Origin of the sequence: Paenibacillus pectinilyticus (assembly GCF_001700435.1) — a bacterium.
Classification (GTDB): domain Bacteria; phylum Bacillota; class Bacilli; order Paenibacillales; family NBRC-103111; genus Paenibacillus_E; species Paenibacillus_E pectinilyticus.
This window is the reverse complement of record NZ_LYPC01000025.1, coordinates 38,191-58,944: the sequence shown is the minus strand read 5'-3', so window position 1 is coordinate 58,944 and position 20,754 is coordinate 38,191. Positions and strand designations below refer to the sequence as shown.

At 49.3% G+C, this 20,754-nt stretch carries 18 protein-coding genes; all 18 read right to left on the bottom strand.

What is annotated here, in order from left to right; translation table 11 throughout:
- Positions 1 to 18: 18 nt before the first annotated feature.
- Positions 19 to 876 carry an ATP synthase F1 subunit gamma gene (gene atpG / locus A8709_RS20170; protein WP_065854485.1) on the bottom strand — a complete coding sequence of 286 codons (858 nt, stop codon included), beginning with the start codon at positions 874 to 876 and terminating at the stop codon, positions 19 to 21.
- Positions 877 to 1,005: 129 nt separating this feature from the next.
- The gene (gene atpA / locus A8709_RS20165; protein ID WP_065854482.1) at positions 1,006 to 2,520 is read right to left on the bottom strand and encodes a F0F1 ATP synthase subunit alpha; all 1,515 of its coding nucleotides are present in this window, start codon (positions 2,518 to 2,520) and stop codon (positions 1,006 to 1,008) included.
- Between the two features lie 32 nt (positions 2,521 to 2,552).
- Positions 2,553 to 3,086 (bottom strand): F0F1 ATP synthase subunit delta, encoded by a 534-nt coding sequence (locus A8709_RS20160; RefSeq protein ID WP_065854480.1) that lies wholly within the window; start codon positions 3,084 to 3,086, stop codon positions 2,553 to 2,555.
- The gene (atpF, locus tag A8709_RS20155; protein WP_065854478.1) at positions 3,083 to 3,568 is read right to left on the bottom strand and encodes a F0F1 ATP synthase subunit B; all 486 of its coding nucleotides are present in this window, start codon (positions 3,566 to 3,568) and stop codon (positions 3,083 to 3,085) included. The genes A8709_RS20160 and atpF overlap by 4 nt, the downstream gene beginning before the upstream one ends.
- 75 nt (positions 3,569 to 3,643) lie before the next feature.
- Positions 3,644 to 3,868, bottom strand: coding sequence for a F0F1 ATP synthase subunit C (gene atpE / locus A8709_RS20150; RefSeq protein ID WP_028556930.1), 225 nt, complete (start codon positions 3,866 to 3,868; stop codon positions 3,644 to 3,646).
- A 78-nt stretch (positions 3,869 to 3,946) separates the two neighbouring features.
- Positions 3,947 to 4,645 (bottom strand): F0F1 ATP synthase subunit A, encoded by a 699-nt coding sequence (gene atpB, locus A8709_RS20145; protein ID WP_065854680.1) that lies wholly within the window; start codon positions 4,643 to 4,645, stop codon positions 3,947 to 3,949.
- Positions 4,646 to 4,691: 46 nt separating this feature from the next.
- On the bottom strand, positions 4,692 to 5,072 hold the full coding sequence (locus A8709_RS20140; protein WP_065854476.1) for an ATP synthase subunit I: 381 nt from the start codon (positions 5,070 to 5,072) through the stop codon (positions 4,692 to 4,694).
- A complete protein-coding gene (locus A8709_RS20135; protein ID WP_065854474.1) occupies positions 5,072 to 5,293 on the bottom strand; it encodes an AtpZ/AtpI family protein in 222 nt (73 codons plus the stop codon). The genes A8709_RS20140 and A8709_RS20135 overlap by 1 nt, the downstream gene beginning before the upstream one ends.
- A 223-nt stretch (positions 5,294 to 5,516) precedes the next feature.
- A complete protein-coding gene (gene wecB / locus A8709_RS20130) occupies positions 5,517 to 6,653 on the bottom strand; it encodes a non-hydrolyzing UDP-N-acetylglucosamine 2-epimerase (RefSeq protein WP_065854472.1) in 1,137 nt (378 codons plus the stop codon).
- A gap of 67 nt (positions 6,654 to 6,720) precedes the next feature.
- Entirely contained in the window at positions 6,721 to 7,350 is a 630-nt protein-coding gene (gene upp / locus A8709_RS20125; RefSeq protein ID WP_065854470.1) for a uracil phosphoribosyltransferase, read from the bottom strand.
- Positions 7,351 to 7,644: 294 nt separating this feature from the next.
- Complete coding sequence (locus tag A8709_RS20120) at positions 7,645 to 10,848, bottom strand: glycosyl hydrolase (RefSeq protein WP_065854468.1); 3,204 nt, start codon at positions 10,846 to 10,848, stop codon at positions 7,645 to 7,647.
- Between the two features lie 17 nt (positions 10,849 to 10,865).
- A complete protein-coding gene (locus A8709_RS20115; RefSeq protein ID WP_065854465.1) occupies positions 10,866 to 12,464 on the bottom strand; it encodes a response regulator in 1,599 nt (532 codons plus the stop codon).
- Positions 12,464 to 14,251 carry a sensor histidine kinase gene (locus A8709_RS20110; protein WP_065854463.1) on the bottom strand — a complete coding sequence of 596 codons (1,788 nt, stop codon included), beginning with the start codon at positions 14,249 to 14,251 and terminating at the stop codon, positions 12,464 to 12,466. Before A8709_RS20110 ends, A8709_RS20115 begins: the two co-directional genes overlap by 1 nt.
- A 70-nt stretch (positions 14,252 to 14,321) precedes the next feature.
- Positions 14,322 to 15,938, bottom strand: coding sequence for a type 2 periplasmic-binding domain-containing protein (locus tag A8709_RS20105; protein ID WP_065854461.1), 1,617 nt, complete (start codon positions 15,936 to 15,938; stop codon positions 14,322 to 14,324).
- Between the two features lie 77 nt (positions 15,939 to 16,015).
- Entirely contained in the window at positions 16,016 to 16,888 is an 873-nt protein-coding gene (locus tag A8709_RS20100) for a carbohydrate ABC transporter permease (protein WP_084225201.1), read from the bottom strand.
- 17 nt (positions 16,889 to 16,905) lie between these two features.
- Positions 16,906 to 17,808: an ABC transporter permease gene (locus A8709_RS20095; RefSeq protein WP_065854460.1), complete on the bottom strand. Its 903-nt coding sequence runs from the start codon at positions 17,806 to 17,808 to the stop codon at positions 16,906 to 16,908.
- 172 nt (positions 17,809 to 17,980) lie between these two features.
- A complete protein-coding gene (locus A8709_RS20090) occupies positions 17,981 to 19,681 on the bottom strand; it encodes a family 16 glycosylhydrolase (protein ID WP_065854458.1) in 1,701 nt (566 codons plus the stop codon).
- Positions 19,682 to 19,683: 2 nt separating this feature from the next.
- Positions 19,684 to 20,754: glycoside hydrolase family protein (locus A8709_RS20085; RefSeq protein WP_208607715.1), on the bottom strand; the 1,071-nt coding region annotated here is incomplete at its 5' end.

Genomic DNA, 20,754 nt, shown 5'->3' with positions numbered 1-20,754 from the left:
TCCGTAGAAGCTTCATTGTTATGCGTTCGCGTTCGCTCCAGCAACGATTTCCGATATTTCCTGGGTAATCGAAGCTTGACGCGCACGGTTGTAAGCTAATGTGTAGCCGCTGATCATTTTTGTAGCATTCTTCGTAGCAGAGTTCATCGCTGTCATTCTCGCACCAAACTCACTTGCTTTACCTTCCAGTACTGCACTGTAAATAAGCGTTTCTGCATATTTAGGCAGCAATACTTCCAGAACACCTTCTGGTGATGGCTCATACTCATAACTAGCAGCAGCCACGCCAGTAACTTCCTCCATAGGAAGCAGGCGAATCATGGTTGGAATTTGGGTAATCGCATTCTTGAATTGGTTGTATACCAAGAACAACTGGTCATATGTTCCGTTCTCGAAGTTCTTCACTGCTGCTGAAGCGACAGATTTGATATCCGCGAATTTCGGTGAATCCGGAACACCTGTTACTTCTTCTACAACTGGCATATTGCGCTTGTGGAAGTAGTTACTGCCTTTACGTCCGATTACAAAAATCGAATATTCAGCTGTTGATTTATGGTTTTCACGAATCTCGGTCATGACCTTCCGCAACACGTTAGCGTTGTATCCTCCAGCCAATCCACGATCCGAGGTGATTACTAAATAGCCCGTCTTCTTCACTTCGCGTGTCTGTAACATCGGGTGTTTGATCCCTTTGCTTCCAGCTGCGATGCTTTGAACAACTTCTTTCAACTTGTCTGAGTAAGGACGTGCTGCTTCCGCAGAACGTTGTGCTCGTCTCAAATTCGCTGCAGAGACCATTTCCATCGCTCTCGTGATTTGCTTCGTGCTTTGTGTGGACTTGATTTGGCGCTTAATCTCGCGCATTCCTTTTGCCATACCTGCTCACCTCTCTTTTGAGGCTTAGAAAAGCCTTCATTCGAAGACCTGAACTCAGGCGATCAGCCTGCCCAGGGTTAACATGGGAGGTAGAGCTTCACTGTAGGCAGGAAGCTCTACCATCATGATTTATACAGAAGCTGCGAAGCTCTTTTTGAATTGAACAATTGCTTCTACAAGCGCTTTATCGTTATCCGGAGTGATGTCCTTCGTATCGCGAATGCTGTGTAGAATTTCTGGACGGTTCGATTCCAAGAAAGCCAAGAATTGACCTTCAAAACGTGTAACGTCTTGAACAGGAAGATCATCCACGTGTCCTTTAACAACTGTGTATAGGGAAGCAACTTGCTTCTCCAATGACATCGGTTGGTGAACACCTTGTTTCAAAATTTCAAGCGTACGAACACCACGGTCCAAACGCGATTGAGTAGCTTTATCTAGGTCAGAACCGAATGCTGCGAACGCTGCAAGCTCACGATATTGTGCCAAGTCAACACGAAGTGTACCGGCAACTTTTTTCATCGCTTTCGTTTGAGCGGAGCCCCCTACACGGGATACAGAGTTACCAACGTTAACCGCTGGACGCTGACCTGAGTAGAACAAGTCGGATTCTAAGAAGATTTGTCCGTCCGTAATCGAAATTACGTTCGTAGGAATGTATGCTGAGATATCGCCTGCTTGTGTTTCAATGAAAGGAAGTGCCGTCATGGAACCGCCACCTAGCTCATCATTCAATTTCGCAGCACGCTCTAGAAGACGGGAGTGCAAGTAGAAAACATCCCCTGGATAAGCTTCACGACCCGGTGGACGACGAAGCAAGAGGGACAACTCACGGTAAGCAGCTGCTTGTTTGGACAAGTCATCATAGACGATCAACACGTGCTCGCCTTTGTACATGAAGTACTCACCCATTGCGCAACCTGCGTACGGAGCCAACCAAAGCATTGGTGAAGGCTCAGAAGCAGAAGCTGTTACAACGATTGTGTAGTCCAAAGCGCCAGCGTGACGAAGTGTTTCAACAACACCTACGACAGTGGATTGCTTTTGACCGATAGCAACGTAGATACATTTAACGCCGTTGCCTTTTTGGTTGATGATTGCATCGATTGCAATCGCTGTTTTACCTGTTTGGCGGTCACCGATGAGCAACTCACGTTGTCCACGGCCAACCGGTACCATCGCATCAATCGCTTTGATCCCTGTTTGCATTGGCTCATGTACCGATTTACGGGCCATAACGCCTGGTGCTGGGGATTCGATTGGACGGAATCCAGTTGTTTCGATAGGACCTCTACCATCAACCGGTTGACCCAATGGGTTAACAACACGGCCTAGTAGTGCATCACCTACAGGGATTTCCATGATACGGCCAGTACGTTTAACTTGGTCGCCTTCACGAATATCTTTGTAAGGTCCGAGAATAACGATACCTACGTTGCTTTCTTCCAAGTTAAACGCGTAACCTAGAACGCCACTTGGAAACTCAAGCAGCTCGCCTGCCATTACGCTTTCCAAGCCGTGAGCACGAGCGATACCATCACCAACTTGAATGACTGTACCTACATCAACCACTTGGATATCGGAATTATAGTTTGCTATCTGTTGTTTAATCAATGAGCTGATTTCTTCAGGTTTGATACTCAACGAACTTCACCCCTATTCTTACAGTGCTTGTGTTAAACCAATGCTTTGGCCAAGCGGTCTAGCTTGCCTGCCAAGCTTCCATCATATAAACGATCACCGATACGTACTTGTACACCGCCGAGCAGCTTAGGCTCAACTACGGACGAAACACGAATCGTTTTACCTGTTACTTTGCTAAAATGTGAGGCAATTTCCGCTTGCTGTGCATCCGTTAATACGAATGCGGAGTAAACGATTGCGCTCGCTTGCCCGAGTGCTTCATTCGCAACCTTGACATAATCGCTGACCAAGGCGGAAAGAATGGATTGTCTACCTTTATCAATCAAGACCAGCAGCGTGTTCCACACCGGTTCGGAAACATTGCCCTCGAAAATCTGCTTCAGCAGGTCCGTTTTGACGGTCGTCCCGATGTTCGGATGGTTCAGGAACATCTGCAAGTCTGCATTGTCCCTAATCGCACTAGCTACAGATTTAAGCTCTTCTTCCACTTGGGAAATGATATTCTTTTCCTTCGCTACTTCGAAGAGAGCTTTGGCATAACGCTTCGCTACGACGATGTCACTCATACGTTGCCTCCTACCTCTTTGAGGTAATGCTCAACAAGTTCTTCTTGTGACTTTTCGTCGATTTGTTTCTCGATAATTTTGGATGCGATCAGAACGGACATCGCGCCAACTTGGCTGCGAAGAGCGGCAACCGCTTTGTTCTTCTCATTTTCGATATCTTTCAACGCTTCGTCTTTCAGACGATTCGCTTCTGCGCTAGCAGCATGAATAATATCATCAGCTTGCTTGGAACCTGTATGCTTCGCTTGCTCAATAATATCGTAAGCTTCCTTACGAGTTTGTTGCAGCGCTTGCTTTTGTTCCTCTAACAATTGATCAGCTTGCTTGCGGCTGTTTTCAGCTGTTTGAATTTGATCTTTCACCAATTGTCTGCGTTTTTCCATCATGCCGAACAGAGGGCCGAACGCAAATTTAGAAAGCAACAAATATAAAATAATGAACGAGACGAGTTGTATCCAAAATGTGGACCATTCAATATGCAAGTAACGTCACTCCCTTCTGATAACATGGGCAAAACGAAGGCGTGGTAGCTAATGCCATCCCCGCCAAACGGTTTCTTAAGCTTTTCCCATAAAGATGAACGCAAGAACCAATGCAACGACCGGCATTGCCTCAACTAGACCTACCCCGATAAACATTGTTGTTTGAAGCGTACCACGAAGTTCTGGTTGACGGGAAATACCTTCCAAAGCACGACCTACGATCAAACCGTTACCAATACCTGCACCTAGTGCTCCCAAACCGAATACGATACCTGCTGCTACTAATGCTATTGCTCCCATTGATAAAATCCTCCCTTAAACTCTTAAGTTTTTGTTGTTGTATAAGTGACTCGAGACTTCCCGAGGTAAGTCTTACTCTTAATGCTTTTCTTCGTGAATCAATGTTTGTGAGATATAAACCATGGTTAGCATCGTGAATACGAAGGCTTGAATCGCACCTACGAACACACTGAAGCCCTGCCATACGAAGAGAGGCGCTACGCCAAACCAACCTGCTCCAACAATGACAGATATCATAATTTCACCTGCGTAAATGTTACCGTAAAGACGGAAAGCGAGTGTAAGCGGCTTGGAGACGACTTCAATTAAATGAAGGATCAACATTGCCCCTTTGAACTCAAAATAATGCGCGAAGTAATGCTTCGTGTTGCGAGTTATCCCTAAGAAGTGACTTAGTACGATAACAACAACCGTTAACGCCCCTGTTACTGCGATATCAGCTGTCGGTGATTTCCACCAAGATACATGATCTTCCGTCACGATCGAGAAAGGAAGGCCGAGCATGTTGCCGATAAAGATGTACATGATAAGTGTAAGACCTAATGCGATGAATCCCTTGCCATGTTTGGAACCAATCGTGCTCCCAATAATGCCTTCTACAAACTCAATTGTCCATTCCATGAAGTTTTGCAATTTCGAAGGATTCGTTACGGATGCTCGGCTAGCTCCTGCGATTGCAAGAATAAGCACGATAACTGAGGTAATCCCGATCATCATCAGTGCGGATGCATCGAAATGAAAGCCTAACCACTCAAACTCTGGTACCTTATGTTCCATATTTTCCATTTTCACCCCTTTCATCCATTGAAGTTACATCGTGGAATTACTTCTTAGACTTCCTAATAGAAAGAATACCCAGTACGAGTGTTGCCAATTGAGCAAAAAAGTATCCAACAATCGTTGTGGTTATTGCAACATGTTCGGGATACCTAACGGCAACCAAACCTACGAACCCAGCGATTGCTGCCCTAGTCAGAAAGCCAAGGGTTACCTTGCGCCCGCTCTGCTCTATCGCAGCTGCTGCCAACTTGTTAATCTTCCAGGCTAGAAACCTTGCACTGATCATACTCGCAACGGAGCCAAGCATAAGTCCTGCAATGTAAATCCTGTAATCGACAAGAAGCGCCCATGCAGCCAAACAAAAGGATAAAAAGAATAGAAATACGTTTTGAACCGTTTTCAGAGTGGCTGAAAAGTCGTCCATCATAGCCCTCCGTACTGCTTTATCATGAAGTAAATGCTAATGATGCCGGTTACAAGCCCCAGTAAAAATCCACCTAACAGCCAGAATTGGCCTCCTAGTGTGCTGCTTAGCCATTCGCCGAAGAAATATCCAGCGACCAAACAAACGACAAGATCTATGCCAATTGCACTAGTTAACGCCACTGCCCGCCAAGGATTATCATTGGAATTTGGCCGTTTCATCGCATCCTCCTGGGTGTTTTCCACATGGGAAAACGTGTCTCGCAGCTTATCTGCTACGAATCCTCATTCATTGTAACGAAGCCACGCAAGGTTTGTCAATTGACGGAACTTCATTTGTCACATCTCACAAAACCCCTTGGAGCCTTGCGGCTCAAGGGTTTGCGCGTTTTCAAACCGAACAGTCCAACTGTACGCTGTAGCGTTTGTCATGATTTTGTCACGGTTAGAAAGATTCCGGGCGTTCAGTAGTCCTACCGAAATGGTGGAGAATGGATTGAACGATTCGTTCGGACGCTTTTCCATCCCCATAAGGGTTGGCGGCTTGGCTCATTTTATTGTATAAATCTGCATCTGTCAGGAGGGCGCGAGCACGCTCGTAGACCACTTCTTCATCCGTTCCAACCAGCTCCAGCGTACCAGCTTGAATGCCTTCTGGACGCTCCGTTGTGTCACGTAGGACAAGCGCTGGAACTCCGAAGGTTGGCGCCTCTTCTTGAAGGCCACCAGAGTCAGTCAGAATCATATACGTATGCGGGTAGAAGTTATGGAGCTCGAAAACGTCTAGCGGATCTATCAGCTTGATGCGCGGATGATTGCCAAGAATTTCATGGGCAGGCTCCACAACGACCGGATTCGGATGCACCGGGTAAACAATCGCAATATCTTCAAATTCATCAGCGATGCGTTTCACGGCACGGAAAATTTGACGATGCGGTTCACCTTGTGCTTCCCGGCGATGCGCTGTCATCAAGATCAGCTTGCGGCCTGCAGCCCATTCAAGAATGGGATGCTCGAAATTCTCCCGCACGGTGTACTTGAACACATCGATGGCCGTATTGCCTGTCACATAAATTTGTGACTCGGATTTATTTTCTTTTCGCAGGTTATCTGCCGATTGCTGGGTTGGCGCAAAGTGGAGATCCGCGATAACGCCAGTTAATTGACGGTTCATTTCCTCTGGATACGGGGACAATTTGTTCCACGTCCGAAGACCCGCTTCCACGTGGCCTACTTGGATCTGCTGCATGAATGCCGCATAGCTGGCAAGGAATGTCGTTAACGTATCCCCGTGAACAAGAATCAGGTCCGGCTTCGCCTCTTTGAATACAGGCTCTAAACCTTGCAGAACGCGCATCGTGATTTCGTTCAACGTTTGGCGGTCTTTCATCACGTTAAGATCAAAGTCAGGCGTAATTTTGAAAATATCCAGCACTTGGTCCAGCATCTGACGATGCTGCGCCGTTACACAAACCAGCGACTCAATCTGCTCAGGGTGCTTCTCCAGCTCGAGAATAAGCGGAGCCATTTTGATAGCTTCAGGTCTTGTTCCGAAGATCGTAATCACTTTAAGACGTTTCATCGGTTTCTTCTCCCTCTAAAGTTTTCTGTAGGAAAACTGACTTCGTAAGCATAGTCTTTTTCAAATATTAATCCGTACCGTACAGACGATCTCCCGCATCCCCGAGACCTGGCACAATGTAACCATGATCATTCAAATGATCATCAACCGCAGCGACGTAAATATCGACGTCAGGATGCTCTTTTTGAACGGAAGCGACGCCTTCTGGTGCAGCAATGAGACACATGAGCTTAATGCGCGTGCAGCCTCTGCGTTTCAGCACTTCAATCGCTGCATTGGCGGATCCGCCAGTCGCGAGCATCGGGTCGATGACTAACAAGTCCCGCTCCAAGACGTCAGTAGGCAGCTTCACGTAGTACTCCACAGGTTGAAGCGTGTCAGGGTCACGATAAAGACCAACGTGTCCCACTTTGGCAGCAGGCATCAGCTTTAGAACGCCGTCAACCATGCCCAAACCAGCACGCAAAATAGGGATAAGCCCCAACATTCTGCCCGAGATGACTTGGCAATCTGCCGTTGTTACGGGGGTTTTGACTTGTACGTGCTCTAGTGGCAGATCTCGTGTAATTTCATAAACCATTAATGTAGCAACTTCATCGACAAGCGCTCTGAAATCCTTCGTTGTCGTATTCTCATCCCGAATATAGGTAAGCTTATGTTGAATAAGCGGATGATCGCAAATATGTACTTTACCCATGTGTTCCTCCTAATATAAGCATGGTAGCCGATGGCAAGATTCGTTCTTCTCAACCCTATTTCGACCTGTTTCGAGCAATCTACAGGCAGGGGGTCAGGCAAACCTTGTCTATTATATCATATGTTATCCAACTTATCTGCTGTAGAACCCAACAATATGCACTGTTTGCGATGGGACATCAAATTATAGCAAAAAACCCTCGAAAGCCTTACTCTCGATGTGAGAATAGGCTGTAACGAGGGGCTTGAATGAGGCCATGATGATGAAAATTGGTAGTGGCATGTGGATACTTTACTACGATGGAATGAGCAGCAATTGCACACCTAATAACCCGAAGATAACGAAACAGTAGCGATCGGTCCAAATCTTATCGGCGCCAGCATCGACCCAGCCAATTTTATCGGTGAAACTTGTAGGTCCAACAAACGTTACTTCACCTTTGAGATGATGATGGGGGCCAAATGTATTTCGACCACTGGTCAACAACTCGATCTGAAGCAGGAGCTGCTCTCCTTCGATTTCATCCGTGATATCCAGTTGCTGTGTACCCCAGAGAATCGTCTTGGCGGAGCCGCCATTTATCGATATGTTCATTGCCGGGCAGCGCATGGCGTCCCACTGGAGAACGAGCCTGCTTCGCGCATCGCGTAGGCTTAGTAGTACTTGCTCGGATAAGGTCATGGTTTGCTCCGCGGCAATTGCACCACCATAGAAGACCAGACCTTGCTTCGTGGTGTCCGCCAGCTGGAGCTGCTCTGGCAGTGTTGTCAGGGTGAATGGACCTTCCGTCCATAGCGCGTCCCGCTCCGTATGCTCCCAGCCCCCCTGCGGCTTCACGGCAAATGGGCCCAGCACGTAGATGCTTTCAATCTCAACATCGAAGAAGAGCTTATTCCGAATCGGAGCTAAATTAGCCCCTGCCACACCGAAGAACCTATAGACCTCTTCATTGCAGTAAAAGTGACCGGACATGCGGACGCGATTCTGCCCCGCCTGAATATATTCTCCGATGGGCAGCATCGGAAAGCTCCGATCCCCTCCGTACCAACCGTCCGCTTCCTCTGCTCGGACGAGTTGACCATTCACCCGAAGTTCCCACTGCTCGGGCCGCTCCACAGCTATCTTCCACAGCGAACGATCGGTATGCAGCATCAGCTCGGCATCTATCTCGAACGTGAACTCCAGCTCGATATGAACAGGTCGCTGCATGGCGATGCAATGCTCTTGAATATTCAACACGTAGGTTGGAACAGACCAATCACCATCGTCGATACGAAAAGAGGCATAGTCCAGCGTTAAGGCGTTAGGTGCGGATAGCTGATAGTCCCACGGTGCGTCGATGTTGATAGTCTCTTGCGGCGCCGTTGCCGTTGAGAATAAGTTCTCAACGGTCGGCTGTGAAGGCTGCTGGCGTGAAGCACCAGCACTCCATAGATCCAGTTCAGCGATGCCTTCCTCGCTGTCCACAACCATGAAGAGCTTCGAGTCACCCGGGCTCAGCTTTATTGGTAGACGCGCATCGACTTCGCCTATTGTCCCATTTTCCAAATCGAGTTCAAGCCACCTTCTGTTGTCTTCCTTATGAATCTGCAACGCTATGGACTCAGCATCGCCTGTGTGTACAGCGAAGAGCATCGTCATACCTGGCAACCGGCGTTCCTGTACATAAAGCTTACGTATGGCATCTGATGATGCGCCTTCGACCGATGATACCCAATCTCTGCGCACCTGCACATGTTCGCCTATGCGGCTGCTTTCGGTTATTCGAACCGCTTCGTCACTCGAAAACCAAGCTGTCAGCTCGTCACATCGCTCACCTGATAAGTAACGAGGCATTTCCCCCGCCAGAATGACCTTCCCGCCAGCTGCTGTGAATTGCTTCAACAATTCAAAAGTAGAAGCTTCTAGCGTGAGCGAGTCACTAATGATGATCGTATCGTACTCCTGCGATCCCACAAGCAGCAGGCCATCTCTTGTGTCGCCGTACTTCCCCATCAACCCTTCATCCCCGTAGTCAAAGTCACGCTGAAGCCCCAACAACACGGAAGCCAACTCGTCCATCCGGTCCTGTAGATGCTCCACAGCTTCCTTCTTAGCCCCATGCTGAAGCCAAGCTGTGCGAATCGGGTGCAGCACAAGAATCCCTGGCACAGCCTTGCCCAAGGTCAATAAATAAGTGAGCCTGCCAAAGTAATCGTTAAACTGACGATATACATCCCACCAAGGCTGCTGCACATACAGAGACGGCGGATAATCCCGCTTGCGAACTCCGCGAATCGAATACGATTGCAGATGCGGGCATAGCCGATTCACGCCTAGGACAAACTGCCATTCGGCGATCCTTTTCATCTCGCGAAAGCTCAGATTCCAGCCACAGCAACCGAAGGTTTCTGTGATGACGAAAGGCTTTCCTAACTGCCGCGCTACCGAGGCGGCCTGCTTGGGCAGCAGTACACTACGCGGCGTCCGTCCTAACATATCAATGCCCGGCATATGCATCCGCTCATATAGCGGCATGACCCCAGCTGTATACTGCATCTGCTCCGCGAGGGTATCTTCCCCCATGAAGTGGCCTGTAAGCTGCCAATTATGCGTCTCACACCAGTCCGCGACGAGGCGGACAGATGCCTGAAATTTTTCGCTCGCGAGGTGCCAATAACGGTAGCGAGCAAGATAAGCTGCATCCAATACTTCGCTTGGTGTCCCTTCCTCTACCTCCGTCAGCAGCCAACCCAGTGCATTCAACAACGTATCCCCATAGCGCTCCCTATAGGCGATGTCCAAATCAACGGACCAAGGGATCCCTGAAAACTTAAATTCATCTGTGAAAATCCCCGGAATCCCCTTAGCACCAAAGCTCTCACCCATACGGTCGAAGTAAACCTCGTGGCACGCCTGTAAGAAGGCCTCCATCGCTTTGGCAGAAAGGATATCGATATAGTAGGGATTCACGCGGCACATCACAGCGATGCCTTCATCCCACGCTAGAAGAGACGACTCCCCTGCTAACGCCTGAGAATCCTCTTGCACCCGCCACTGGCTCTCTCCCGCTCCGCGCACAAGCATACACATAAAGTCAGGATCCTGCCTGTATACGTCGATCTGCTGCTCCGCATCATCTTGACGCGTAACCTTAACGCCTTCCAGTGACTTCTGCTGATAGTTGGCCCCTAATGCAGGAACAACGCCATTTGCCGTTCCACTGGGCCAGCCATTCTCATCGTAGCACCACGCTTCCAACCCTTGGGCTTTGGCTTCTTCCGCGGATATTTCGACGGCATCCAGAAACTCCTCACCCATATAAGGCGTGCCCAACCCCTGCCGCGTATGCATAAAGAAGCCGCCTAACCCTGCTCGCTTCATCTCACCGATCTGCCGACGCAGCTCATCCGGTTCCAACTTATCATTCCAAGACCAGAAGGGCAGGCTGCGATAAGTGGCAGGCGGATTCTGAAATATCGACGGCTCGAATTCACTTTGCACATGCTTCGCTTTCACAATCGGATCGCTCCTAGTCAGTCCCTCCCGCTTGCTGCAACGAACTTCTGCGGGGAGGTCCCGGTTATTTTTTTGAACAACGTACAGAAATACTTCTCATTATGAACGCCTACCGCCTCGGCCAGCTCTAAATTGGAGTAGTCTCTCCTGCGCAACAGCTCGATGGCCCGCTCAATTCTTCGCTTCGAGACGTAGTCGGTGAAATTGATGCCAAGTTCTTTTTTGAAAAGCTCGCTCACATAGGACGGATTCAAATGAATATGCTCCGCCACAATGCCGAGTGAGATCGACTCCTTCAGATGATCGTCAACGAATCGCATGGCCTTAACCATTTCAGCGCGGAGACCACTCCCTTCGGCCTGTGCGTGAAGCCTTTCCCACGCTAAGCGCAGCCGTTCCACCAGCTGATGCAAATGCGTACAATCCGTAAATATCCCCGCTGCGGCTACATCAGCATGTTCCGTTGGCAGCAGCCGCTGCCGAAGCCGCGCGCACCAACTTTCCACATAACTCAGTAACTTACTGGGATTAATCCGATGACTGTGCAGCAAATGAAGCAATGGCGCGAGCGCTTCGCCTCCCGACTTCGTATTTGTACGATCGAGTGTTTCTTCAAAACGCTCCACAAATTCACGCCAGTCACTCTCGCTGTAACTTAACCTGCGGTTTGGTGTAACCACCGTGCCAAAGCTGGCATAGAACGTGTCAACGATTGCACCGCCCGATTCCTCATATGCCGCTGACGCATGCCTCCAACCGCTGTACATCCGGCTCACTCCAACTGAAACGGATATCCGTAAATACGTCTTGATGGCATCGTGAATACGCTCCCCTAGCTCATAACAGATGCGATCGAACGACTGTTCGCTGCCCGCTCGAATCGTAGCAAAGGCTACGATGACGTTAGGCTGTAGCTCACAAGCGAAGCAACCACCGCTCTCCGTCAGCACTTCCTCAATAATATTCAGCATGCCGTACTTGAGCATGTTGCGATCACCTGGCGAATACTCCGCGCAGAATACCTCATAATTATCGAATCGCACCGCAAAACAACCATACTGACGCGGCTCAAAGCCCGGCACCAGTTCCGCACTTCTGCGCTCCATAATAGATTCCGACACTTCGCCGCGCAGCATCTCCTCGAGGAGATGCTTACGAAGTCGATAGGAATTCTCCTTCACCGAACCGCTCAGACTCTGGAGACGCCGCTCCTTTTCCTCACGAGCCATCACATTGTCTCGTGCTTTGGACAAGGCTGTGCGAACATCTTCTTCGCGCAAAGGGACCTTGACCAAGTACTCAAACACGCCCATGGCGATCGCTTGTTTGGCATAAGCAAAGTCGGAGTAGGCGCTTAAAATGATAACCTCCACGCCCGGCAGACGTTCGCGGAGCTGACGGATCAGCTCGATCCCGTCCATTCCTGGCATCACAATATCCGTAAGAATGAGATCCGGACGCAGTTCTGCCGCTTTTTCCAACGCTTCAACGCCGGAATAGGCTTGACCAACGAGTCGAAAAGGCAACCGCCGCTCTCCCCATCGCTCGAAATAAGTGACCAACCGCTGTACCATCGGCGGCTCATCATCCACGACTAAGCAAGTGACCTCTCTCATTACGCCTCCCCCTCTTCTCGTTGCTCCGGCTTTCCAAGCTCCTGCCCTATATCATCTGGGAATGTCAATGTGACACAAGTTCCACGACCTTGCTCGCTCCACACGTTAAGCCCGTAAGGTTCACCATAATTCAAACGGATGCGCTGGTGAATGTTGTACAAACCGATGCGTTTGCGCTGGTCTAACTTTTTCTCAACAGGATCGGCCAGTAATAACTCGGTTGTCTTCTCCGGTGTCATGCCGACACCTTCGTCCTCCACTTCAATAATGAGCATGCCTTCTCTCCGAATGGCGGACAGCCGGATAGCACCCGACTTACGCCCACCTGCATAGCCGTGGAAAATACTGTTCTCCACGATCGGCTGAAGCGCCATACGAAGGACAGGCAGCTGCAGCGTGACAGGGTCAATCTGTTCGATCAGCTCAAACTCACAATCGTACCGAATCTTTTGAATATATAAATAATCCTTCACATTCCGAAGCTCCTGCTCTAAGCTGACACGGTCTGAGAAATCGGTAATTCCGTATTCCAGAATCGAAATCAATGCCTCAATGAGGTTATCCACCTCATGGTAGCGGCCGAAAGCAACCACATTCGAGATCGAACCCAGTGTATTGTATAGAAAATGAGGATTAATTTGGGACTGCAACACTTGAATCTCTAACTCTTTCTTCTTGCGTTCACCAAGGTTGACGTGCTCAATTAAGGTTCGAATTTGCTGCAGCATCTCGTCGAATGTCTCAGCAAGTTTCCCAAATTCATCACGACGTGAACTGGAAATGTTGACATTCAAATCCCCGTGGCGAACTTGGCTTATTTTGCGAATGAGATAATAGACCGGTGTCCGAATCATACGAGCGACGAAGCCCGCCGTCATCGCACTGAGAACGAATCCAAGCAGCAGCAGTCCGATGAAAAATGTCTCGATTCGCTTCAGCGAAGTTTGCAGCGTCGTGCCGTCATAGAAGGCAAATATGATCCATTTGGTACGTGGATTAATGCTCTTCATAATGGTCACATTCGTCCCATTCATCCGCTCTTGAAAGACGTCATCCTTCGCTTCGGCAAGCTCACGGCCATCCCGATCGTCAAACCGCAGCCGATGATCGACAACATTGAACAATCGACTCCCCACGGGCTCCAGAATGACGCGCCCCTCTTTGTCCATAATCCCCAGCTGCAGATCGTTACTGCCGCCGCCAATCTTCTGCAACCGCTCCTGCAGAGCAGTTAAGTTCAAATCGACAGCTACAGCCATAGGCTCGTCAGCGATCGTAATCGCTTTGGTGAACGTCACCGTCCAACCAGAGAAGAAATTCTGGTAAGGTTGACTCACCGTCACGGAGCCGTAGGCGTTACTATACGCCATTTTGTACAAAGGATCGCGGTCTTCTCTTGTATCATTGATGACTTTCGTTACCGAATTTCCGCCCAAGATGGATAAGTCCTTGCGAATCATATACACATCGGTCAACATGACCGAATTCTCTCGATAGGCATTCTCCAATGCGGCTTGCGCAGCGTTTAGATCATTACGCCACGAATTAGCTGAGCTAGACAGTTGAGAGATCGTATTTTGCACAAGCAGAAAGTACAGGTCGATATACTCCTCTTCCTTATGCAGGAGCTGAGTCGCTTGATTAAGCTGACTTGTTGTAATTTCATTTTTTATATAGCGATAAGATAACCCGCTAAGAATAGCCTCCGAGCTGAGCACGAAGACGAAACAGACTAGAAACAGCCGGAACGATATGTTGTGAAACCATTTCTTCATCCAATCCCGCATGTGTGCACCCCTCGTTGCTAAGCTATTGAATGTGGAAAAAGAGGAGGTATCTCCCCTTCTCCCGCACTTATTATTTTAAAACCCCATCACCTTGCAGCTGTTTCGTGTAATTCGCAATCGCATCGTTCAGCTTAAATTTGTCCTGCAGCGTCTTCACGTAAGCATCCCAGTTCGCCAGCGGCTCTTTGCCTGTTACGAATTTGAGCATCATCTCATTGGCATATTTGAGTCGATCTTGTGCCATAGGGTCGCTTGGGTCATCGAAAACACGTGGATTAATATTGTTCTCTTTTAAATAGCTCGTGTTGATCTTCTGATTGGCGTTCGTGATGTCAGGCTTCTGAAAGTCAAAGTACACGCTGTCCGTCGCTTTGCGAACGAACGCATAGTTATAGCGCCACTCGATTTCTTTCTCATTGTAGGTGGATCTATCTATCAGCTTCGGCGTGCCATTTGTAACTGTAAATGATTTATCTTTGATACCATAGGCAAGGAACGGGTAAGCATCTTTATTCGTGTACAGATACTGAATGAACTGCATAGCACGCTTTGCTTTGCCTGCATCTTTCATCGCTTCCTTCGAGAGACCAATCAGCGACTGTTGGAAAGGTTTCACATCCAGAATCTGATCCCCATACGGTCCCTTAGGAGGTGCGATTTGCTTCCAATCCGGCACACTGCCTCCAGCATCCTGCATTTTCTTCGTTTCCGCAGGCTCTGAACGGCGCCAGTCGTTAATCATAATACCCACTTTGCCTTGGTACATCTTACTATCACGTTTGAGACCGTCGTCAATGGTTACCCAGTCCGGATCAACGACCTTCGCATCGATCATATCTTTAATAAATTGCAGGGCTTCTTTCGTCTTCGGATCGGTGTTGTACACGACAACCTTACCGTCTTTGACATCCACGAAGTTAGGCTGCACTCCAAACATCCAAAAAATTTGTTGGAAGCCTACTGGGCCGCTCGTGCTATAACCAAGTGAACCATCCTTCGGCAGCATGGCGACGAAGCCATACGTATCGTTCTTGCCATTGCCGTCTGGGTCATTAAAAGTGAACGCTTTCATGACGTTTAATAAATCTTGTGGATTGGTTGGAATAGACAGGTTCAACTTCTGCAGCCAGGTATTGTTGATCCACCAGCCATTTACACCGCCAACCGCTTCAGATGCAGGTAAGCCGATCGTGTGACCTTTATATTTCATAGGCTCAAGGCGAGAAGGATCGAATGCTTTCGGGAGATCTGGAAACTCCTTCAACAAATCGTCGAGATCCGTCAATAAGCCTTGATCGTAGTATTTAATCGCCGAAGCCCGATCTGGGAACGACACAATATCCGGAATTTGGTTGGAGGAGATCAATAAGTTGAGCTTATCCTTCCAGTTCTCGCCGCCCATAGTCATATCGAGATCCATGTTGTTGTCTTTCTCGATCATCTGACGGATTGGATCCTGCTCTTTCGCCGGCATTGGGGTTGTTAACCGATAGCCAATCGTGTTATAAAAGCTGATTTTATACTTCTTATCCGCTTCCTGCGGTTTAGCCGTTTGTGTAGCTCCCGAGGATGCAGCAGCAACACTTGCACTTGGAGACGCCGTATTCTCGGCCTTGCTGCAGCCCGCAGCAACAACCCCTAACAGCACAGTCATGCTCAGCAACGCACTTGCGTGATTCTTTTTCATCTTGAACCTCTCCCTTTAGTCTATTATACATGCTATATCGAGAGTTGCCTCTAGATATCATCGATATCGGCTCTGGACTAACCTTTCACAGAGCCAAGCAGAACACCACGGGTAAAATGCTTCTGAATAAACGGGTACACAACCAGTATGGGCAGTGTGGTAATGGCGACGGACGCCATTTGAACCGAAATCGGATTGACGGAATTAGCCGCTTCCGCTGCGTCCCCGCTAATGGCGACGGAAGCGAGTAGAATCTGGCGTAGAAACAGCTGCACAGGCTGCTTCTCAGGGGTATTGATGTAGAGCAGGGCATCAAAGTAGCTGTTCCAGTGCCATACGGCATAGAACAGACCAATCGTTGCAATAATTGGAACGGAAAGCGGGATTACGATACGAACGAGAATCGAGATTTCGCCCGCTCCATCTATGCGCGCAGCTTCATCAATGGCTTCTGGCAGCTGTTCGAAAAAGCTTTTCACAATCATGAGATAAAACGCATTAATCAAGCCTGGGATGATAAGGGACCATTCGGAATTAAGTAGTCCTACATTTTTTACGAGCAAATAGCCCGGAATAATACCGCCGTTGAACAGCATGGTGAATACGATGAATAGCAGGAACCCGCTTCGCCCAGGCAGCCCTTTACGTGAAAGCGGCAGGGCAGTAATGACGGTAAACACTAAGTTCAGCAGCGTACCGACAACAACTCGAAAGAGTGTAACTTGGTAAGCGTCCAAGAGCCTGCCACCTTGCATAATCTCTCGATATGCGGTCAAGGTGGTATGGGTTGGGATGAGGACAAGACCATCTTTCTTAATAAACTCGGAGATTGGTGTCAGTGAAACACTGATTACATACAGAAACGGTAATACACAAGAAGCAGCTAGCAGGGATAGAAGCAAATAATTAAGGCCTTGGGCGACCCGGTCGCCAGCAGTCATATGACGCATGGATGATTTTCCTCCTCCTACCAGATTTGTCCGTCAAATTTTTTGGCAATACGGTTCGCACCAAGTACAAGCACGAAGCCGATGACCGATTTGAATAACCCGACAGCGGTAGCAAGTCCAACACGTCCCTCTTGTAATCCGACCCTATACACCCAGGTCTCGATCACATCCGCCTTCTCTTGATTCAGCGGGTTGAGCATGATGAAGATTTGGTCAAAACCAACATCGAGAATCGCGCTAAGCCTAAGAACCAGCATTAGGATAATGACATTGCGAATACCCGGCAGGGTAATGTGCCACAATTGCCTAGTTTGAGACGCGCCGTCCATCGTTGCTGCTTCGTACTGACTCGGATCGATTCCTGTGAGCGCTGCCAAGTAAATGATGGCTCCCCAACCAACCGACTGCCAAATGTCCGTTGAGACGATGAGCGTTCGGATGAGCCCCGACTCCGTTAGGAAGGAGATCCGATCCAAATGGAACGCGGTCAACAGCTGATTAACGAGCCCCGACCCTGGCGCTAAGAAAGCGACAAGCAAGCCGTAAATGATGACCCACGATAGAAAGTGAGGTAAATACGTTAAGGTTTGGATCGTTCTTTTGAAACCTGGCGAAGTGACGGCATTCAGCATAAGCGCCAGAATAATCGGGGCTGGGAACGAGAAGATCAGCTTGTAAAACGAAATTATAATGGTGTTCCCTATAATTTGTTTAAAGTACACACCGTCGAAAAATAACTGAAAGTTCTGCCACCCCACCCACGGGCTATCGCCCAGTCCTTGCAGCACGTTATAGTTTTTGAACGCAGCGACGATGTACACCATCGGCACATATTTGAATACGGCGAAGTACAGCAAGCCAGGGAGCAATAGCGCGTACATGACGCCATATCTTCGCAATAGGTTAATCGTTCGTTGCATGTTTGCCTCTCCTCTCTCTCTCTTTGTTTATAGCTTTATTGTATCGCCGCGGGAGGAGTGATCCTTTTCATATCTTTGGCAGTTGGTCTAAAATCTTCGGAAATCGCGCGACCGATAGGAAGCACGCGTTAGTTAAAAAGCCGTCTCCCCGAAGAGAGACGGCTCCTTATGCTTAATTCTTCACGAGTGTGATGTAATCGTAGGCTAGATTGTAGGTGCTGGCGGACGCATTTTTGCCCGTTACCGTGAAACGGAACGTCTGGTTGCCCGCTGCACTAATCGTGACCGTGCCCAGATTAGACTCGGCGTACCCGGATGCTGCCGCATACTGGTCAACGGTCGAGCCTAGATTTGTGCCGTTAACAGCTAGCTGATAAATCCCCTTATTGGCCGCTTTCCGATTGCCCACGTATACCGTATACGTACCTGTTTGTGGGACATTCAGCGTGTACTGTACATAATCGCCTACTGCATTCCCACTCAAATTGTTAAAAGAACCCCCGCTCGCTGGCGCATCCGCATAATTCGCTTGCGAATCACCGGTGGAAACCGTCACCGGCAAGGTTTCCGCTTCGTACACCGTGGTAGCCGAGACCTCGCTGAAATTCACATCGTCAACGAGCATCCACTGCGTGGACGTGGCATTCGATGTGAATGCAATCGTGGCCTGACCATTGGTCACTGGAATATCGTTCAGCGTAACTTGTGTCCAAGTACTCGTTGCTGGGATTGTTAGGTTCATCTCCGGTCCGCCATAATTCAGCACACGCATCATGGACTGTGATTGACCCCCAGAACTCTTTACCCAGGCGCTTAACTGGTACGTGCCGTTCGCAATGCCGTTCAAATTTTGCTTCGTCGTCACCAGATAATCACTCGACTTGGCATGCTTCAATGCACGCGTACCCGTATGGGTATCCGTCGTTGTCATGAAACTGGCATCCTTGTCATAGGTTTCAATCCAGTTTGGTGTATCTTGGTCTGTGTAACCCTTCGATGTATCCTTCACGGTGTACTCCATTTGAGGATTACCCAGCAGGTTGGCATTCGGATAACTTTTCGCATAGTAACGGAAGTAATCGAATTCGCTCTCACCTGGCAGCTTCGAATAGTCGGAGACTCCTGAGTAGCCCAAGGCTGTCAGCCAGAAGTTGGCCGGTGCAAACGGCTGCGGGATTGTCGTTGTATTAATCGAGTTGACGAGCGTGCCGTCGAGATAAAATTTAATTGCCGTCGGCGTCCATTCATAGCCATACACATGCCAGGCATCTGGCGTAGTGCTTACACTCTGACGCGGCGAGCTGTAACCAGGCACGTACGTGATAGTCCCTGTGTCATATCCGTTGGTTCCCGAGTTATGCTCGAAACCATCAATCTCTGTCGCTTGATTGTAGTAAGGCAAATTGCCAGCGGCAATTTCAGCCGTTAACCCCGTTACATTGTCCGCGGCAATATGGTTACTCAGTCCCATACTCCAGAAGGAAGAATGCAGCCCTGTCGTAGCATTAAACAGCTTCGCCTTCGTCTCATAATAGCCATAGCCGAACAGTTTCTTCGAAATGATGCCACCGCAGGTGTTATACCAAGTACCATTGATCTGCTCGTGTTTAAAATCGATATGCAAAGATCCGCCCGATTCTCGCACATTTTCTTTGCGATTATAGCCTTGGGAGTACGGGCCTGCGTCGCGGTACATCCAATCATTTTCATTCACGGCTGCATCGTTAAACTCATCTGCGTAATATAACGTGTAGCCCGTTGGTGCCGTGGCTGATGCCTGAGTTGGCGAAAGTGTCGATAGGGCGGCTGTGGCCAACAAACAAACGGGCAGCACCGTGCGAAGGGGTTTAAACCATTTTGGGAATAGACTCATTATTAATCTCCTCCTAGTGGAATTTGGACGTTATACGTTCGGCTCCCCTCTCGTTCGAGAACAGCGCACAGCAGAACTGCGGGCTTCCCGCTTTCGTCGAACCATAACTGAGGGCGTTCAAGTCTCGTGACGGGCTGCGTTGCTTGATTGACCCAGGGAATCTGCAGATCAAACGCCAACACATGCCGCGATGGTCGCCAGGACAAGCCGTCGGGTGATTCAAACAAAGCAACAGAACCACGTTCCGATTTCGTAAAATAACCCTGAAAATCCTTCATCAGCGCGTAATACCCCTCGCCCTGACGCCATATATAGGGATCCTCCACGGCCCAATCGTTCGTCGGGTTCGAAACTGTCGGATCTGGCTGCTTGTGGAACGGTCCTAACGGATGATCGGCCAAGGCAATGCCCGCATTGACCGCGCCCCCTTTAGGCGGAGGGCCCTCGGCCACGCCTTTGTACATCATCAGGATTCGGCCGTCCGCCATTTCACACACCGTGGGATTGCTCGTCATCAGGCCATCCCACTCTCTGAGGGAAACATCAAGTACGGGACTAGCCGTACGTGTCCAAGGACCTGTGGGATGATCTGCCACGGCAACGCCGATGCGTTGGTTATTGCGGTACGCCCACCAAGTCGCCTCGTCGACAGGCTGATCAAGCGCACAATCGGGGCCATGCGTCCCCATGTAATACAAGTAGTAACGGTTACCCTGCCGCAAAATCGCGGGGTTGTGCACCACGTCTCCATCCCAGCTCGCTTCGCCGTCTCTGCAGCTCCACACCGTATCCACGTGGTGAAACGGTCCGAGCGGATGGTCCGCCACTGCGTAGGCAATCTCCGAATGTGTAACCCAAGCGTCAAACCCAGCCCGCTCCGGCCATCGCGAGTAAAACAAATAATACGTCCCCTCCTCATCTCGTGTCATCGATCCGCACCATACATGCCATCCTGCTAGCTCGAACTTCGCTTGGGCCGGCACCGGCCGAAGCCGTTCTTGAAAATTCATGCTCATCGCTCCTCGTGCTCCGTGCTCCGTGCTCCGTGCTCCGTGCTCCGTGCTCCGTGCTCC

Bases quoted from the DNA above. Each gene is read 5' to 3' on its own strand.
- A8709_RS20105 (WP_065854461.1), bottom strand. From the start codon at position 15,938: ATGAAAAAGAATCACGCAAGTGCGTTGCTGAGCATGACTGTGCTGTTA.
- A8709_RS20135 (WP_065854474.1), bottom strand. From the start codon at position 5,293: ATGAAACGGCCAAATTCCAATGATAATCCTTGGCGGGCAGTGGCGTTA.
- A8709_RS20115 (WP_065854465.1), bottom strand. From the start codon at position 12,464: ATGAGAGAGGTCACTTGCTTAGTCGTGGATGATGAGCCGCCGATGGTA.
- wecB (WP_065854472.1), bottom strand. From the start codon at position 6,653: ATGAAACGTCTTAAAGTGATTACGATCTTCGGAACAAGACCTGAAGCT.
- upp (WP_065854470.1), bottom strand. From the start codon at position 7,350: ATGGGTAAAGTACATATTTGCGATCATCCGCTTATTCAACATAAGCTT.
- atpB (WP_065854680.1), bottom strand. From the start codon at position 4,645: ATGGAACATAAGGTACCAGAGTTTGAGTGGTTAGGCTTTCATTTCGAT.
- A8709_RS20160 (WP_065854480.1), bottom strand. From the start codon at position 3,086: ATGAGTGACATCGTCGTAGCGAAGCGTTATGCCAAAGCTCTCTTCGAA.
- A8709_RS20090 (WP_065854458.1), bottom strand. From the start codon at position 19,681: ATGAGTCTATTCCCAAAATGGTTTAAACCCCTTCGCACGGTGCTGCCC.
- A8709_RS20100 (WP_084225201.1), bottom strand. From the start codon at position 16,888: ATGCGTCATATGACTGCTGGCGACCGGGTCGCCCAAGGCCTTAATTAT.
- atpG (WP_065854485.1), bottom strand. From the start codon at position 876: ATGGCAAAAGGAATGCGCGAGATTAAGCGCCAAATCAAGTCCACACAA.
- A8709_RS20110 (WP_065854463.1), bottom strand. From the start codon at position 14,251: ATGCGGGATTGGATGAAGAAATGGTTTCACAACATATCGTTCCGGCTG.
- atpE (WP_028556930.1), bottom strand. From the start codon at position 3,868: ATGGGAGCAATAGCATTAGTAGCAGCAGGTATCGTATTCGGTTTGGGA.
- A8709_RS20140 (WP_065854476.1), bottom strand. From the start codon at position 5,072: ATGGACGACTTTTCAGCCACTCTGAAAACGGTTCAAAACGTATTTCTA.
- A8709_RS20095 (WP_065854460.1), bottom strand. From the start codon at position 17,808: ATGCAACGAACGATTAACCTATTGCGAAGATATGGCGTCATGTACGCG.